This window comes from Halorubrum zhoui (genome assembly GCF_051194155.1).
Taxonomy (GTDB): Archaea; Halobacteriota; Halobacteria; order Halobacteriales; family Haloferacaceae; genus Halorubrum.
This window is the reverse complement of record NZ_JBLZNJ010000008.1, coordinates 12,748-27,985: the sequence shown is the minus strand read 5'-3', so window position 1 is coordinate 27,985 and position 15,238 is coordinate 12,748. Positions and strand designations below refer to the sequence as shown.

18 protein-coding genes are annotated in these 15,238 nt (G+C 67.0%); 12 read left to right on the top strand and 6 right to left on the bottom strand.

Annotation, left to right across the window (positions count from 1 at the left end):
- The first annotated feature begins 41 nt into the window (after positions 1–41).
- On the top strand, positions 42–494 hold the full coding sequence (locus tag ACNTAO_RS11600; RefSeq protein WP_435162184.1) for an SHOCT domain-containing protein: 453 nt from the start codon (positions 42–44) through the stop codon (positions 492–494).
- 14 nt (positions 495–508) lie between these two features.
- On the opposite strand, the gene ACNTAO_RS11595 is transcribed toward ACNTAO_RS11600, so the two are convergent.
- The gene (locus tag ACNTAO_RS11595) at positions 509–718 is read right to left on the bottom strand and encodes a hypothetical protein (RefSeq protein ID WP_435162183.1); all 210 of its coding nucleotides are present in this window, start codon (positions 716–718) and stop codon (positions 509–511) included.
- Between the two features lie 211 nt (positions 719–929).
- Here ACNTAO_RS11595 and ACNTAO_RS11590 point away from each other — a divergent pair, with 211 nt between their 5' ends.
- The 10 genes from ACNTAO_RS11590 (at position 930) to ACNTAO_RS11545 (ending at position 10,730) form a co-directional block, all read left to right on the top strand.
- Positions 930–1,289: a CAP domain-containing protein gene (locus ACNTAO_RS11590; protein ID WP_435162182.1), complete on the top strand. Its 360-nt coding sequence runs from the start codon at positions 930–932 to the stop codon at positions 1,287–1,289.
- 606 nt (positions 1,290–1,895) lie between these two features.
- A complete protein-coding gene (locus tag ACNTAO_RS11585) occupies positions 1,896–2,192 on the top strand; it encodes a CAP domain-containing protein (RefSeq protein WP_435162252.1) in 297 nt (98 codons plus the stop codon).
- Between the two features lie 58 nt (positions 2,193–2,250).
- A complete protein-coding gene (locus tag ACNTAO_RS11580) occupies positions 2,251–3,501 on the top strand; it encodes an ArgE/DapE family deacylase (RefSeq protein WP_435162181.1) in 1,251 nt (416 codons plus the stop codon).
- A gap of 33 nt (positions 3,502–3,534) precedes the next feature.
- Positions 3,535–4,812, top strand: coding sequence for an amidohydrolase (locus tag ACNTAO_RS11575; protein ID WP_435162180.1), 1,278 nt, complete (start codon positions 3,535–3,537; stop codon positions 4,810–4,812).
- A 67-nt stretch (positions 4,813–4,879) separates the two neighbouring features.
- Complete coding sequence (locus ACNTAO_RS11570; protein ID WP_435162179.1) at positions 4,880–5,857, top strand: ornithine cyclodeaminase family protein; 978 nt, start codon at positions 4,880–4,882, stop codon at positions 5,855–5,857.
- A gap of 95 nt (positions 5,858–5,952) precedes the next feature.
- Complete coding sequence (locus ACNTAO_RS11565; protein ID WP_435162178.1) at positions 5,953–7,311, top strand: ABC transporter substrate-binding protein; 1,359 nt, start codon at positions 5,953–5,955, stop codon at positions 7,309–7,311.
- A 5-nt stretch (positions 7,312–7,316) separates the two neighbouring features.
- The gene (locus ACNTAO_RS11560) at positions 7,317–8,231 is read left to right on the top strand and encodes a branched-chain amino acid ABC transporter permease (RefSeq protein ID WP_435162177.1); all 915 of its coding nucleotides are present in this window, start codon (positions 7,317–7,319) and stop codon (positions 8,229–8,231) included.
- On the top strand, positions 8,228–9,271 hold the full coding sequence (locus tag ACNTAO_RS11555; RefSeq protein WP_435162176.1) for a branched-chain amino acid ABC transporter permease: 1,044 nt from the start codon (positions 8,228–8,230) through the stop codon (positions 9,269–9,271). Before ACNTAO_RS11560 ends, ACNTAO_RS11555 begins: the two co-directional genes overlap by 4 nt.
- Complete coding sequence (locus tag ACNTAO_RS11550; RefSeq protein ID WP_435162175.1) at positions 9,268–10,029, top strand: ABC transporter ATP-binding protein; 762 nt, start codon at positions 9,268–9,270, stop codon at positions 10,027–10,029. The genes ACNTAO_RS11555 and ACNTAO_RS11550 overlap by 4 nt, the downstream gene beginning before the upstream one ends.
- A complete protein-coding gene (locus ACNTAO_RS11545) occupies positions 10,026–10,730 on the top strand; it encodes an ABC transporter ATP-binding protein (RefSeq protein ID WP_435162174.1) in 705 nt (234 codons plus the stop codon). Before ACNTAO_RS11550 ends, ACNTAO_RS11545 begins: the two co-directional genes overlap by 4 nt.
- Before the next feature lie 8 nt (positions 10,731–10,738).
- On the opposite strand, the gene ACNTAO_RS11540 is transcribed toward ACNTAO_RS11545, so the two are convergent.
- From ACNTAO_RS11540 to ACNTAO_RS11525, 4 genes are all read right to left on the bottom strand, one after another.
- Positions 10,739–11,575, bottom strand: a complete 837-nt coding sequence (locus tag ACNTAO_RS11540; protein ID WP_435162173.1) for a VOC family protein — start codon at positions 11,573–11,575, stop codon at positions 10,739–10,741.
- Between the two features lie 102 nt (positions 11,576–11,677).
- A complete protein-coding gene (locus tag ACNTAO_RS11535; RefSeq protein ID WP_435162251.1) occupies positions 11,678–12,220 on the bottom strand; it encodes a YqaA family protein in 543 nt (180 codons plus the stop codon).
- 110 nt (positions 12,221–12,330) lie between these two features.
- On the bottom strand, positions 12,331–12,756 hold the full coding sequence (locus tag ACNTAO_RS11530) for a GtrA family protein (RefSeq protein WP_435162172.1): 426 nt from the start codon (positions 12,754–12,756) through the stop codon (positions 12,331–12,333).
- Positions 12,757–14,184, bottom strand: a complete 1,428-nt coding sequence (locus tag ACNTAO_RS11525; RefSeq protein WP_435162171.1) for a sulfatase — start codon at positions 14,182–14,184, stop codon at positions 12,757–12,759.
- A 159-nt stretch (positions 14,185–14,343) separates the two neighbouring features.
- Here ACNTAO_RS11525 and ACNTAO_RS11520 point away from each other — a divergent pair, with 159 nt between their 5' ends.
- Positions 14,344–14,634: a DUF8072 family protein gene (locus ACNTAO_RS11520; RefSeq protein ID WP_435162170.1), complete on the top strand. Its 291-nt coding sequence runs from the start codon at positions 14,344–14,346 to the stop codon at positions 14,632–14,634.
- Between the two features lie 78 nt (positions 14,635–14,712).
- On the opposite strand, the gene ACNTAO_RS11515 is transcribed toward ACNTAO_RS11520, so the two are convergent.
- Positions 14,713–15,216, bottom strand: a complete 504-nt coding sequence (locus ACNTAO_RS11515) for a universal stress protein (RefSeq protein ID WP_435162169.1) — start codon at positions 15,214–15,216, stop codon at positions 14,713–14,715.
- Positions 15,217–15,238 lie beyond the last annotated feature (22 nt).

Below are 15,238 nucleotides of genomic sequence, written 5' to 3'. Positions count from 1 at the left end.
AGGCAGTATATTTATCACTCTCACCGGCTGACAGTTGTCTAATGTCACGACCACTTCACAAGCGCGTTGAACAGCTCAGCGAGACTATCGAGAGCTATCTGTCGATACTCATTGCGTCTCCGGTATTACTGAGCCTCGTGCTTGGAAGCTGGGTGGCTATCCTCCAGTTATTCACAGACGGGAGCCCACTTGTTGCGTTCGCGTTGATGACTCCAATTGTGTTTGTCGTCCAGTATATCGTCAAATTCGGTGCTGAGTCGATGTTTGAAGACGCGACCACAGCCTCGTCAATTGAGAGACTAAAACGACGGTATGCTGAAGGAGAGATTACCCACGCTGAGTTTGAAACTCGGGCTGACAGACTGCTGTCTATCAAGACAGCAGTACGATCAGCTGACACAGGAGCAAACGCTCTCCACACGTCTCTACCAACAGAGAACGCGACTACATCGACAGCGACTGAATCAGACTCAGAAACAGTATTCGAAGAGTAAGCGTCACACGCGAGTCACTCAGTCGTTATCTGGGTTCGCGTGTGAGGGTGGGCCACCTGCATCGTCCTCATCATCGTCGTCGTCCTCATCGTCGTGGTGACCACCGGCGTGTGGTGGAGGCCCATCGTCATCATCTCCATCGTCGTGGTGACCACCAGCATGTGGTGGGGGACCATCGTCGTCGTCCTCGAAAATATCGTCCGCATCAGGGACAGCGCCAACACCAGCGATACTCCCGATGAGAAACAGCACACCGGCAGAGAGGAGCAGCACCTGCCTCGTTTTGTCACGTGCCATTATATCAAATATACGACTCCACCCACATAGATATTCTGGCAGAAAGTAGTGAATAACCGTAGCATATCGGCAGTATGCGAACTGTTCTATGACACCCTCCGATCAAGCTATTTGATGATCGAGTAACACGTATTAGGCATGGTCTCGCTGAGGTCGAAAGCCGCAGGCACCTTTCGAGCGCTGTTCTCAAAATATACGCTGGCACTCGTTTTGACTGTCACTATTGGCATTTCAGCAACGGTTGGAACCGGAATCACACCAGTTGACCACACTGTCCAGAGTGGAATAGAATACGTATCAAATACTGATACACAGCCCGACGATATCAACGAAACAGCCGTAGTCTATGCAGCACATGAGCGCGTCAACGAGGTTCGAACACAACGTGGTTTGAGCCCGCTTGACTGGGATCCAGCTCTCTATCACATCGCTGACGAGCACAGTGACACGATGGCTGAGACAGGTGAGTATGGGCACTTGACATCCTCTCCGCGCTGAAGCGCGAGGATTCCTTCGTGGGGCATCGGGCCGGTCCATCTGCCCCTGAAGGCAACTTCCTCCCCGAAGGGAGTACCGGGTTCGCGAGCACCACGTCGGGGCGGTGGGCGCGTGACGACGCCAGTCCGTCTCGATGCGGACTCCCCCGCTTGTGGCTCCACACACGCCCGGTCGCCTAACCGCAGCAAGGGGCGACCGTCCGAACGGGTGTGTTCGGCCCCGTCGTTTCGACGCGACCGACACGGGTCGTGCCATCGACCAGACTCCACCGACGAGGGCGGAGTGGGCAACCGCGAACGGGGCATGGTTTGGTATGCTGTCACCCCCTCGTGTGCGCGGTCGTTGCCGACCGTCTCCAGTGACGGGTAGGGGTACTGTGAGGACGGCGAACGAATCTTAATCACGTACTCCCCACCGGGTTTTGCCGGTGGTGGGCGTGGAACCGTCCGTATCAGCGGGAAGCGACCCCGTGTCTCCCGATTGAGACTTTACGCGATTGACTTATATCATAGTACGATGCCGGGCGTACTGTAGCTTTCGGTTGGATAGCATTTGTCGGATTCATCCCCACCGTGAACGGCGGGGCTTTCCCCTCGATTTCCTGTAATCGACGGACAGGACCACAGCGACCGATACGAAGCAGCGGGATACTCGTGTGATCAGTACAGCGGAGAGAATATCGCGTACACGTTCGCAGATGCGGACATTAAGACCGGAGAGGGTATCATCAATTACGACGGCAACGAGTCCGCAATTGGTGAAGGGTTGGTTCGCAGCTGGATGAACTCACCACCGCACCGCGAGAATATTCTGCGTCCTGAGTTCCGGCGAGAAGCAATCGGTATCGGCGTCGCTCAAAACGATAGTAGAGTCCAGGTTTACGCAACACAAAATTTCTGTTAGCTGTTGGGGGGGGATCTAACCCGAACCCTCAGGTACTCGCGCCGAGACCGGGCGACCAATGGAGATCCGCGAAGACGAGTTGCAGGCGCTGGCGTCGGATCTGGTGTCGTTCGAGAGCTACCCGGGCGAGGAGGCGGCCGTGCAGGCGTGGCTGTGGAAGCGCTTGGGGGCGCTCGGATTCGAGCGATACCGGTGGGAGCCGGACCTGGGCGTTCTTAGAGCGCATCCATCGTTCCCACCCGTCGAGACGCTTGACCTCGCTGACCGGCCGAGCATCGCCGGCGCCCTCGCGTTCGGTGACCCGGACGCCGGGCCGACGATCGTGCTCAACGGCCATGCCGATGTCGTTCCAGTCGAGGCGTCGGCGTGGAGTGCGGACCCGTTCGACCCGGCGTGGCGCGACGGGCGACTCTACGGCCGCGGCTCGGCCGACATGAAAGGTGGGCTCGCGGCGTGTGTGATCGCGGCGCTGGCGGTCGAATCGGTCGCCGACGACCGCGGACTGAACGGGCGAGTGGTCGTCGAGAGCGTCGCCGGCGAGGAGGAGGGCGGTATCGGTGCAGCGACCGCGGCCGCGGCGAACCCGTATCCGTTCGAGCGTGACGCCGCGATCGTCGCTGAGCCTACTGACTTTGCGCTCGTCGTCGCCGCGGAGGGCAGCCTCATGACCCGGCTGGAGGTGACCGGGAAGTCGGCCCACGCCGCCAGGGCCTGGGAGGGTGAGTCCGTGCTGCCGCACTTCGAGGCTATCCGGCGGGCGTTCGAGTCACTCGAGCGCGAGCGCGCCGAACAGGTGACACACCCGTTGTTCACCGCGTACGACGCCCCGTGGCCGGTGACGTTCGGGCGGGTCGAAGCGGGCGAGTGGGCGTCGTCGGTCCCCGCCTCGCTCACCGCCGAGATCCGCATCGGCGTCGCGCCTCACGAGACGGTCGCCGACGTCGAAGCCGCCTATCGGCGACGGCTCGAGGCGGTGTGTGCGGAGCGTCCGTGGCTCGCAGACCATCCACCGACCCTCGAACGATTCTCCGTCCAGTTCGAGGGCTCGGAGGTCGACCCCGACGAGCCGATCGTCTCGTGTGTCGAAGCCGCCGCGGCTGCACACGGCATCACGGACCCGAGCTACGAGGGGTTCACCGGGGGGACAGACGCCAGACACTACCTCGACGCGGGGATTCCGACGGTCGTGTTCGGGCCGGGGTCGGTCGACCTCGCACACGCGCCCGACGAGCACGTCGAGTGGGACGCGCTCCGGCGCGGCTGCCAGATGCTCGCGACCGCGACGACGACTGCGCTTGACGCGTACTGAACACTTAAGAGGCCCGTCTGCTGACGAATCGACGTGCGTTCAGACCCCCACTCTCGGCTGATCGAACTGCGTCGCGACCTCCACCGGCGTCCGGAGCTCGGCTGGTGTGAGTTCTACACCACCGGCCGCATCGTCGACGCGCTGCACGAGGTCGACCTCGACGAGCTGTACGTCGGCAGCGACGTCCACGGCGACGATCAAATCCGTCCGCCAACCGACGCGGCCCTCGACCGCGCGGCCGATCGGGCGCGAGCCCTCGGCGTCGACGAGGCGGTCCTGACGAAGCTCGAGGACGGATACAGCGGGGCGCTCGCGGTGCTGGAACGCGGTCCGGGCCCCACCGTACTCGTCCGGGTCGACATCGACGGGCTCCCCCAACGAGAGTCGGGCGACGACGACCACGACCCGGCCGCAAACGGGTTCGCCTCGGTGTACGACGACCGGATGCACGCCTGCGGCCACGACGCCCACGCGGCGATCGGTGTGGGCGTCGCCGGGGCGGTCGCAGCGAGCGAGTTCGCCGGCACGCTGAAGGTGCTCTTCCAGCCCGCCGAGGAACTCGGCGCCGGGGCCGCCTCGGTCGTCGAGAGCGGGCACCTCGACGACGTCGACGCGCTCGTCGCGATCCACGTCGGCCTCGATGCGGAGACGGGCACAGTGATCCCAGACGTCGACTCGTTCCTCGCGATACGAGGATTCGAGGCGACGTTCGAGGGCGCGTCCGCACACGCCGGAATCGCCCCACAAGAGGGATCGAACGCGATCCAGGCGCTCTCGACGGCCGTCTCCAACCTGTACGCGATCGCCCGGCACGCGGACGGGAAGACCCGGATCAACGTCGGTGAAATAGCCGGTGGGACCGCCTCGAACATCGTCGCCGAGTCGGCGACGCTCCGCGGCGAGGTGCGCGGGTCGACGACCGCCCTCCGCGAGTCGCTCGAGGAGCGCGCTCGGAGTGTCATCGAGAGCGCCGCCAGCCTGCACGACTGTGCCGTCGACGTGTCGTCTCTCACCGGCGCGCCGAGTGCGACCTGTGACGAGCGGCTCGTCGAGACCGTCGCGGACGCAGCGCGAGAGCGTGGAGCCGACGTCGTCCCAGAGGACGGCGCAGCCCTCGGGGGCAGCGAGGACGCGACGCGTCTGATGCGGGCCGTCCAGCGCGCGGGAGGCGTCGCGACATACGTCGGCTTCGGCGCGAGCAACCCGACCGGCCATCACACCGCGACGTTCGACGTCGACGAGGCGGTGATCCCGCTCGCGGTCGACGTGGTGACCGACGCCGTGTGTGCGATCGCCGACCCAGCGGCGTGACGGGTCGGACACTCCGGTGCGGTTTCGTGGCAAAACCCTAACTCGCCTCCGCACGTCGGTCGCGACCATGGTACTCGTTCTCTCAGAGGCCGACGTCGAACGGCAGCTGGAACTCGCCTCGCTCGTCGATGTCGTCGCAGAGACGCTGGTCCGACAAGCCGCCGGTGCGGTCGAGCGACCGGAGCGACCGCACTTTCCGGTCGGTGCCGGGCTCGACGGCGACGAGCCCACGGGAACCGGTATCGCCATGCCAGCGTACGTCCACGGCGCCGACCACTACGCGACGAAGCTGGTCGGGGTCCACGAGGAAAATGCGGACCGGGGACTCCCGACGATCAACGCACAGATCGTGCTCACTGACGCCAGAACCGGCGTACCCGAGGCGTTACTGGCCGGCACGACGGTGACGAACGCCCGGACGGGCTGTATCGGTGCGGCCGCGGTTCGGGCGCTTGCAGCCGACGTCGACTCGCTCACGCTCGGTGTCATCGGTGCTGGTGCGCAAGCTCGCTGGCAGACCCGGGCGATCGCGACCGTGGCGTCGCTCGACGACGTGCGGATATACTCGCCGAGCGACTCGCGGCTCGCGTGTGCAGCCGACCTCGACGAGGCAGGTGTCCCGGCTCGTGCCGTCGCGACGTCGACCGAAGCGGTTGCGGACGCCGACGTGGTCGTGACCGCGACGACCGCGACCGAGCCCGTGTTCCCGGCAGCGGCACTGGCGCCCGGGGCGCTCGTCGTCGCCGTCGGCGCGTTCACCGAGGAGATGCAGGAGCTCGAACCGGCCGTCCTCGCGGACGCCGAGCGGGTCTTCGCCGACGTCCCGAGCGAGGTGGCTCACACCGGCGACCTCCTCGCGAGCTCGCTCGAGGCGTCCGACCTCGTCGAACTCGGCGTCCCGCTCGAGGAGGGGTACACCCGCGAGTCACAGCGCGGGAGGCTCGTGGTCGCGAGCGTCGGGTCGGCGACGCTCGACGCGGCGGCCGGCGCGGCCGTGTACCGCCGTGCGGTCGAGGCTGGTGACGGCACCGACGTGTCGCTCTGACGTCCCGTCTCGTCGCTCGGCCCGACCGATCGTCGAGCCACCCGTCCATGGACGGCGAGAGCTTTATATGTCTGACCTCGGCACAACCGTATAGAATGCCACGAGGTACCAAGACACGCGTTCGTCGACGATCGTTTCTCGCCGGTGCGGGCGGTGCTGGCATCGCCGGCCTCTCCGGCTGTGTGAGTTTCGGCGGCGGCGAGGAGAGCAGTGGCGATACCGGCGACGGCAGTGAGGGCGAATCTGACGGCGCGACGGCCGGCGAGACCGGCTCGGAGCCGATCGCGCTCGGACAGCCGGCCGCACTGAGCGGCCAGTGGGACTTCTTACAGCCGGGCGTCTCACAGGCGACGGACGCGACGGTGAGTCACATCAACGAGGCAGGCGGCGTCCTCGGCAGCGAACTGGAGGTGATCAGACGAGACACCGCCGTCAACCCACAGGAGGCGCGAACCGTCGCGACACAGCTCGTCGAGAGCGACGGCGTCGCCGGGCTCGTCGGGCTCTTCTCGAGTGAGATCAATCCACTCTGGGACTTCCTCCAGGACCTCGCGATGCCGGTCGTCACCCCGTGGCCGGGGTCGACGTACCTAGACACGCGTGGCGGCGACAAACTCACGCCGGACGACGTGAGCGACGACGAGTGGGTGTGGCGAACCGTCGTCGGTGACACCGTCCACACCAGCGGAAGTGCGGTGTACGCGCTCGAAGAGGGCTTCGAGACCCTGGGGGTGCTCAACGGAAACACCGAAGGCGAGCGGAGCTACGCCGAGGGGTTCCTCGACGTCTACGAGGAGAACGGCGGGACCCTCGTCGAGCGGGTCGAGGTCGAACTCGCGCAGTCGAGCTATCAGTCCGCGCTCAGTCGGCTCTTCGACGCCGACTTCGACGCCTTCCTGATCAGCCTCCCACAGGAGTCTGCGATCACGGCGCTCTCGGACTGGTCGGACGGCGAGTACGGCAGACAGCCGATCCTCTCGGACACCCTCGCCTCACAGGCGGTGTACGACCAGGTCGGCAGCGATATCGAGGGTGCCTGGGCCGCACAACCCGGTCGGTCTGGCCCCGGCTACAACACGTTCGAGGGCATCTACGCCGAGGCCGGCGACGCCGAGATCAACGCCTGGACGCCGCCGTCCTGGGACGCGGTCACGGTGATGGCGCTGGCCATCGAGCGAGCCGGTGAGGCGAGCCCGGCGGCGATCCAGCGGAATCTCGGTCCGGTGAGCCGGGGTGACGGGACGCCCGTCCAGACGTTCGCGGCGGGCAAAGAGGCGCTCGCGAACGGCGAGGAGATCACCTACCGCGGTGCAGCAACGCCGACGACGTTCACCCAGCACGGCAACGTCTTCGGGACCGTCACGATAAGCACCGCGGAGTCGGGTGGGTTCACACAGACGAGTCAGGTGTCCGCGGCCGACGTCCGCGAGTACGTCCCAGAGGGACAGTACTGACGCAGATGGGGCTCCTCCAGGAGATACTCTTCGGGCTGGTCACTGGTTCGTACATCGCCATCGCGGCGATCGGGTTCACCCTCATCTACGGAATCGTGAACATGATCAACTTCGCGTACGGCGAGTACCTCACGCTAGGGGCGTTCGTCGGTCTGCTCGCGTCGACCGCCCTCCCCGTTCCCCTCCCGGTCGCCGTCGTCGTCGCGATGGTCGGTGGAGGGATCGGGAGTCTCGTGCTCGCGCGTGGCTTCTTCACGCCGATCAATCAGACCGGGCCGGTCCCGCTGTTGTTGACCTCGATCGGACTCGGGATCGCGTTACGGAACGTGATCCGGCTCGTCGCCGGACGGAACGCGCGGTACTTCGAGACCGAGACGACGACGGTCCGGTTCGACTCGGTGCCCGACCTCTCGGTCGGCCCCGTCGACCTCCTCGGGGGGTTCTTCGTCACGACCGAACAGCTGACCGTCGTGGGTGCTGCGGTGGCCGTCTTCGTCGCCGTACACCTGCTCTTGACCCGGACCAACGTCGGCATCGCGATGCGGGCGATGGGCGACGACGAGCAGCTCGCACGAGTTCGCGGGATCGACACCCAGCTGGTTCGTGACAGCGTCTGGATCCTCGCGGGCGTCCTCGCTGGGCTCGCCGGCGTGTTGATGGCTATCCAGACGAACGTCAGCGCGACCACCGGGTACAGTCAGATCCTCCAGATCCTCTCGGCGGCCATCCTCGGGGGTGCAGGCAGCCCGTACGGCGCGATCGTGGGCGCGTACGTCATCGGCCTCGTGATCGCGCTCTCGACGGCGTTGTTGCCGTCCGGGCTGACCGGGTTGTCGACCGCGGCCGCGTTCGTCATCCTGATCGCCGTCTTGCTTGTTCGTCCGAGCGGCATCGCGGGAACCGAGGTGCGCGAGGCGTGAGAGGGCTCGACCGGCTCCCCACCGGGCGGGGCAATCGAGCGCTGCTCGTCGGGCTGGGGTGTCTCCTCGTCGGCGGACTGCTGGCGCTTACGCCCCTCCGCGTCCAGCTTCCGAGCGCCCTCTACGTCTTCGTCGAGGTCGGCATCGTCTTCGTCATCTACGGACTCCTCGTGTTGGGGCTCGACGTACAGTACGGACACACCGGGCTCGTCAACTTCGGTCACGTCGTCTTCTTCGCCGTCGGCGCCTACGCCACGGCGATGCTCTCTGCACAGGACACCTTCGCCGGGGTCGGGCTCGGCTACCCGTGGCCGATCGGGGTCGCGGCCGGCGTCGGTGCTGCCGCCGCGCTCGGGTTCCTGCTCAGCGCGACGTCGATCCGGCTTCGTGACGACTTTCTCGCCATCGTCACCCTCGCCACCGCAGAGATATTTCACTCGCTGTTCGTGAATCTCGAGGGGCTCTTCGGCGGGAACGTCGGGATCCTCGGGGTACCGCGACCGATCGCGTCGCTCGTCGCCGACGGCGACACCCGGCTCGTAGCCACGGTGTTCGTGCTCGGCGGTATCACGCTCGTGACGCTCGCGCTGCTCACCCGGCTCACGGCCGCGCCCTACGGTCGCGTGCTCCGCGCGATTCGAGCGGACGAGCTCGTGACGCGGTCGCTCGGCAAACCGACGACGACGTACAAGACGCAGGCGTTCGTCTACGGCGCCGCGCTCGCCGGGCTCGCCGGCGGGCTCTTCGCGCTGTACAACGGCGCGGTCGCGCCCGGGTTCTTCACGATCCAGGTGACGGTGACGGTCTGGATCGGCATGTTGTTGGGCGGCGCGGCGAACCACCGCGCGGTGCTCGCCGGACTGGCGATCATCATGGGGTTGCGACTCGTCTCTCGGTTCGCGCTCACCGTCACGCCGATCTCTGGCGACGTGTTCGCCGCCGTGCGGCTCGTCGTGGTCGGGCTCGTCCTCGTCGCGGTCGTCCGGTACCGTCCCGCCGGCATCTGGGGGAACCCACGCGAGCTGGGGGTGGACCGATGAGCCGGCTGACCGTCGACGGACTCGTCGTCGAGTTCGGCGGCCTCAGAGCGATAGACGACCTCTCGGTGTCGGTCGAATCGGGCGAACTCGTCGGCGTGATGGGGCCGAACGGGGCCGGTAAGTCGACCTTCTTCAACTGCGTCAGCGGGGTGCTTACTCCGGACAGCGGCAGCGTCGTGCTCGATGGAACGGACGTGACGGGAGCACCCCCGGAGCGACTCGCTCGTGCGGGCCTCGTCCGGACCTTCCAAGACACCAGGGAGCTCGAGACGATGACGGTCCGGGAGAACGTGCGGCTCGCAGCACGTGACCACCCGGGCGAGCGAACGGTCCCGGCGCTGCTCGGGAGCGACGACGCACGAACGACCGAAGACACGGTCGGCGAGCGGGCCGACGAGCTGATCGACACCTTCGATCTCACGCACCTCGCAGACGCGTACAGCGGGTCGCTCTCTGGGGGCCAACGGAAGCTCCTCGAACTCGCGCGTGCGCTGATGGTCGACCCAGACGTGTTGTTGCTCGACGAGCCGTTCGCGGGCGTGAATCCGAGTCTGACGCGCGAGATCGCCGAACACATCCGGGCGCTCAACGAGGCGGGCACGACCGTCGTCGTCATCGAACACGAACTCGAGACGCTCACCGACCTCGCAGAGCGGCTGATCGTGTTACAGCAGGGGACGCTGCTCGTCGAGGGCGAGCCGGACGCCGTGGTAGCCGACGAGCGCGTCGTCGACGCGTACCTCGGAGGTGGCGCGTGAGCCTCCTCCACGTCGAGGCGCTCGACGCGGGATACGGTGACCTCGAGGTGCTCTCTGACGTCCACCTCCGCGTCGACGACGGAGAGTACGTCACCGTCGTCGGTCCGAACGGTGCCGGAAAGTCCACCGCGATGAAGGCCATCGTCGGCCTCGCTACCTGCTTCGACGGGTCGATTACCTTCCGCGGCAACGACATCACCGGGCTACCGCCCGAGGCGGTCGTTCACGAGGGGATCGGGTACGTTCCACAGACGAACAACGTCTTTCCGACGCTGACCGTCGAAGAGAACCTCACGATCGGGGCGTACCCGCTCGAGACCGTCCCAGAGGCTCGGATGGAGGCGGTGTACGACCGCTTCCCAGCGCTCGCGGGCCGCCGGGACGAACCCGCCGGCGCCCTCTCGGGCGGCCAACAGCAGATGCTCGCGATGGGGTGTGCGCTGATGCTCGACCCGGGCGTGTTGTTGTTGGACGAGCCGAGTGCGGGGCTCGCACCCGACCTCGTCGACGAGATGTTCGACCGAATCGACGAGATCAACGACGCCGGCACGACCGTCCTCATGGTCGAACAGAACGCCACGGAGTCGCTCAGACGCTGTGACCGCGGCTACGTCCTCGCGAACGGACAGAACCGGTACGAGGACGACGGCGACGCTCTCATCGCCGACGACGCGGTTCGCGAACAGTTCCTCGGCGGCTGAGCACGGACTCACCCGTCGGCGACGAGCCCCAGGTACCGGTGGTCGGTAGGGGCGGTCACCGAGAGCCACTCCACCGACCGGCCACACAGCGTCTCCGTCGACCGGGCGCCGAATCGGGATCGGTCGCCACCGTCGTGGCCGAGGAGGTACCCGACGGGGCGAGGCCCGAACGTCTCGAGTCGCTCCGCGAGCCAGCCGTCACCCTGCGGTTCGGCGAACGCGACCGGCCGGTCCGGCGGCGAGGCGATCCGTGCACCGAGGACCGCGCTCTCACCCCAGCGGGGCGTGCCGACGTCGACGGCGGTTCCGACCCGATCGATCGCGTCTTCGACATCCCTGACGCCGAGCACGACGGTGTCGACGCCGCGAATCGGCGTCGACGGCGTGGCCTCGGTTGGGGTCACGCGACGCGACCGCGGCGTCCGGTCGCTGATGAGAAACGGCAGCAACGAGCCGGGGTCGCCCGAGCCGAGCGCGGTGAGGTCCCACTCGACGAGCGTGTCGTCCTCGCGCGTCCGTCGGTACACCGTGGGGCCGTCGACGGTGATCCCACGGTCCGCGAGGGCGTCGGTCGCCGTCTCGATGTCGTCGACGTCGATCGCCCACGCGCACGGTCCGCCGTCGTGGTGTATGGGGTCGTTCCACCAGGGAGCGGTCGTGTCGGGGTCGAGCGTAGAGATGAGTTCGAGGTACGTCCCGTCACGAAACCCCACGATACCCATGTGGGTGACGCCGTTAGAGTGGCGGCCGCCGTACGCCACGTCGAACCCCGCGGCGTCGAACGCGTCGACGAGTCGGTCGAGGTCGCGGCCGGCGACGGTGACGTGGTCGATCTGAAGCTCCATCTGTGCGCACGAACGTACGGCACCCAGTTCGGTGTTGTGGTCGTCCGACCGCGGTTCGTACACGTGAGCCACCCGAGCGGGGGCCGGATCGAACGGGTGGGCTCACACGACGGTGGCGACGCCGCCGACGAGCGCGAGCGTGACCGTGAGCCGGCCGAGGCTGCCGAGGAAGGTCGCCACGGCGAACCGGGCGTAGTCGCGCTCGAGGACCGCGAACGCGTAGATCGAGAGGGTGTCCGGGAAGAAGGGAACCGAGAGGGCGATCGCGAGTCCCCCGTAGCCGTACTGCTGTGCGAGTTGGACCGACCGCGTCTCGGACCACTCTACGACGTTCCAGCGCGAGCGCCGAAGCCACCGGATGACCGGCCCGGACTGTTTTACCTCCTGGCCGATGTGGAAGGCGAACACGCTCCCGGCCGCCTTCCCCGTCGCACTGACGAGCATGATGCTCCCGAGGTGGACCCACCGCGGGAGTCCGAAGTCGATAGGTGCTGCGAGGACGACCTCGCTCGGTCCGGGAAGGGCGAAGGCGATCAAAAACGAGTAGACGAAGACGACGACCATCCCGACCCAGCCGGTGGCCGACTCGACCAGGGCCTCGAGGCCCGCCTCGACGCCGGCGACGACCGATCCGGAGCCGAGCACCCCGGAGACGGCGGTCGTTACGGCCGCGTCTGTGGCGAGGCCGGAGCACGTTGCCACGGCCGCGTCCGTGGCGGGGCCAGCAATGCCGACCGTCGACGCGAGCGACACGATCACCCACCCCACGTCCAGTGGGCGTCGAGGACGAACCGATACAGCCCGCTCACGACGATCGCGAGGCCGTTTGCGACGAGATACAGGATATCGGCCACCTCGACGAAAGCGAAGAGGACACCCAGCTGTATCGGGATCGCGGTCCCGCGGACCACGTTCGTCTTACACAGGCCGCGAAAGTACTCGCGTACGCCCGTGTTGCGCGACCCCCTGAACGTCCAGGCGTTGTTGAGCACGTACGAGAGGAGGATCGTCAACTCGATCGAGATGGTCGCCGCGAGCAGGTAGTTCACGCCCCCGACGTCGACGAACAGCCACAAGAGCGCCATCTGCACCCCCGAGGCGGCCGCCCCGACGACGACGAATCGGCGAAGCTGGAGCGCGAGCGGACCGTCCACCAGCCCGCGGAGCAGCGACCGGATCATCTACTTGTAGCCGAGCGCCTCCAATCGTGCACCGAGGTCCTCGTCGACCGCTGCCGGTGTGGCCGTCTCGCCGTCGGTGCGGATCGTCGCGGCGTGAGCGTCGACGAGGGGGGCGAACCGATCGATGACCGCCTCGTCGTCGTCGGTCGGGTCGACGGCCCGGTCGACCTGTTGGGTCGGGTCCGACGGCCGGTGGTAGAGCTCTGCTGACCCGTCGTCGACGTTCTCGATGTACGTCCACTCGGCGTCGCGGACGCTGACGTAGAGGTCACCGTCGGCGAGCGACCGCGGAATCGGCTGGGCCGTCACCTCGTCGCCGCGGACGGTCACGGAGACGACCGGCTCGGCGGTCGGAGAGGTGCCGTCGGTGACCGTCGAGCGAAGGCTCTCACCCTCCCACTCGTCCGGGGGGTCGACGCCGAGCAACGCCGCCACCGTCGGGGGAATCGCGTCGAGACCGACGCCGTGGTCGACCCGGCGACCCGGGGCTCCGGGCACGTCGACGACGAGCGGGACCCGTATCAGCTCGTCGTACAGCTTCGGGTAGTGTGCGAGGTGACCGTGTTCTTGGAACTCCTCGCCGTGGTCGCCCGCGACGACGACGGCGGTGTCGTCGGCGACCTCTTCGGCCTCGAGCGTGTCGAGGAGGCGGCCGATGCTGGCGTCGACCTGCCGAACCGCCGCTCGGTACAGCGTCTCGAGCTCCTCGAGCGTTCGGTCGTCGACGTCAAGTCCGAGGCCGGTTCGGGTGTGCGCGTGGAGCAGCTGGTGGGTGCCGAGGAGGTTCGACGACACCTCACGGATGTACCGCGGGGCGGGGACGTACGGGGTGTGTGCGTCCATGTAGTGGACCCAGAGGAAGAACGGCTCGTCGGCCGTCTCCAGAAACGACGTGGCGGCGTGTTCGACGTCGAACATGCGCGAGGTGTCGAGGAACGGCCGGTCGTCGGTCTCGCCGCGAATCCGTGACTCGATGCGGCGCAGCGGCGAGCCGAGCAGCTGAATCCACGCCTCGACCGTCGGGTGCGTTGCGAGGTACTTGCTGTAGATGCTCGCGCCGACGCTGGCGACGAACGGCTCGAACGCGTCGAAGCCCTCGTCGTACCCCCAGTGAGAGGTCAAGAAACCGTTCGCGGCGTTGAAGCCGGCGGTCTCGACGCCGGCCGCAGACAGCGTCTCGGCGAGGGTCGTCGCCTCCTCGACGCCGATGGCACCGCTCTCGGCGAAGACGCTTGAGGACGCTAGTATCGAGGGGAACGAGAACGGCGTCCAGTTACCCGTCGCGAAGGCGTGCTCGAAGACCGTTCCGCGCGCGGCGAGCGAATCGATGACCGGGGTGTGGCGGTCGTCGGCGTACGCGCCGACCGCGTCGGCGCGGAGCGAGTCGACGGTGACGAGAACGGCGTTCGAGACCGTCGCCTCACCCACGGGTCGATGCCACCCCGGCGACGGTGTCGGTCGAGACGACGTCCACAGTGACTACTTGATCGGCCGTTTCACGTTTTACGTTTTCGGTCCGCACGACCCGCCATCGTCGGCGGGTTCGGGGTCGCGACATTTTACCGCCGCGGCGACGAACCACGTAGTATGGCGGACCTACACCCGATCGCCAAGCGGATCCACAACGTCCAACCGGACCCGGTTCGGCTCGAGCTCGACAGCGGTGAGACCGGCACGTTCGAGTTTTCGTCGACGGAGTTCTTCCAACGAGAGTTTCGCGGCGAGGGCGTTCGGACCGACGCAGACGTCGACGCCGCGTTTCGACTGATCACCACGGACGACTACGAGTCGGTGCTGCTCGGTCGCTCCGGTCCGGACGAGGACGGGTGGTCGATGATCGGAACGGTAGTCGCGGCGACGCCCGTCGACGGCGCGTAGCCTGTGGCTGTCGGGGGTCGACGGTACGCTTGCTGTCGTCGCGGCGTTCACCGAGTACGGACCGGCTGTCGTCGGGGCTCACCGAACGACCGTGACTGGGATGTCGGCCCGCCGTACGACGCCTTCGGCGACGCTCCCTAGGAGTACCCGCGAGAGTCCCGTCCGTCCCTGGCTTGCGAGCACCACGTGGTCGAACGGCTGGTTCGACGCACGCGTCCCACTGCCGGTGTCGCCACCATCTTGCTCGCGATCGACGCCGTCGGCCCCACCGGCCTCGGCTTCTGATCCGGCGGCGGCCGCGACGATGGTCGTCGTCGGTCGCCCGACTTCGAGTCGCGTCTCGACCGGCCGGTCGACTCGGTCCGCGGCCGCCGCGAGGATGCGTTCGCCGCGGGCGTGAGCGCTGTCGTACCACTGTTCGACCGCGCCCGGGAACCCGCCGTCGGCGCCCGTCGTCGACTCGGCTGGATTGATGACGTGCAGGGCTGTCAGCGAGGCGTCCGGCCACTCATCGGCCGCGAACGCCAGCGCCTCGGTCGCCTCCTCAGACCCGTCGACCGCGACGAGGATTCGCTTCGCCATATCGGTTGATACCCTGGAACCG

Bases quoted from the DNA above. Each gene is read 5' to 3' on its own strand.
- ACNTAO_RS11600 (WP_435162184.1), top strand. From the start codon at position 42: ATGTCACGACCACTTCACAAGCGCGTTGAACAGCTCAGCGAGACTATC.
- ACNTAO_RS11590 (WP_435162182.1), top strand. From the start codon at position 930: ATGGTCTCGCTGAGGTCGAAAGCCGCAGGCACCTTTCGAGCGCTGTTC.
- ACNTAO_RS11580 (WP_435162181.1), top strand. From the start codon at position 2,251: ATGGAGATCCGCGAAGACGAGTTGCAGGCGCTGGCGTCGGATCTGGTG.
- ACNTAO_RS11570 (WP_435162179.1), top strand. From the start codon at position 4,880: ATGGTACTCGTTCTCTCAGAGGCCGACGTCGAACGGCAGCTGGAACTC.
- ACNTAO_RS11565 (WP_435162178.1), top strand. From the start codon at position 5,953: ATGCCACGAGGTACCAAGACACGCGTTCGTCGACGATCGTTTCTCGCC.
- ACNTAO_RS11560 (WP_435162177.1), top strand. From the start codon at position 7,317: ATGGGGCTCCTCCAGGAGATACTCTTCGGGCTGGTCACTGGTTCGTAC.
- ACNTAO_RS11550 (WP_435162175.1), top strand. From the start codon at position 9,268: ATGAGCCGGCTGACCGTCGACGGACTCGTCGTCGAGTTCGGCGGCCTC.
- ACNTAO_RS11540 (WP_435162173.1), bottom strand. From the start codon at position 11,575: ATGGAGCTTCAGATCGACCACGTCACCGTCGCCGGCCGCGACCTCGAC.
- ACNTAO_RS11530 (WP_435162172.1), bottom strand. From the start codon at position 12,756: ATGATCCGGTCGCTGCTCCGCGGGCTGGTGGACGGTCCGCTCGCGCTC.
- ACNTAO_RS11520 (WP_435162170.1), top strand. From the start codon at position 14,344: ATGGCGGACCTACACCCGATCGCCAAGCGGATCCACAACGTCCAACCG.
- ACNTAO_RS11515 (WP_435162169.1), bottom strand. From the start codon at position 15,216: ATGGCGAAGCGAATCCTCGTCGCGGTCGACGGGTCTGAGGAGGCGACC.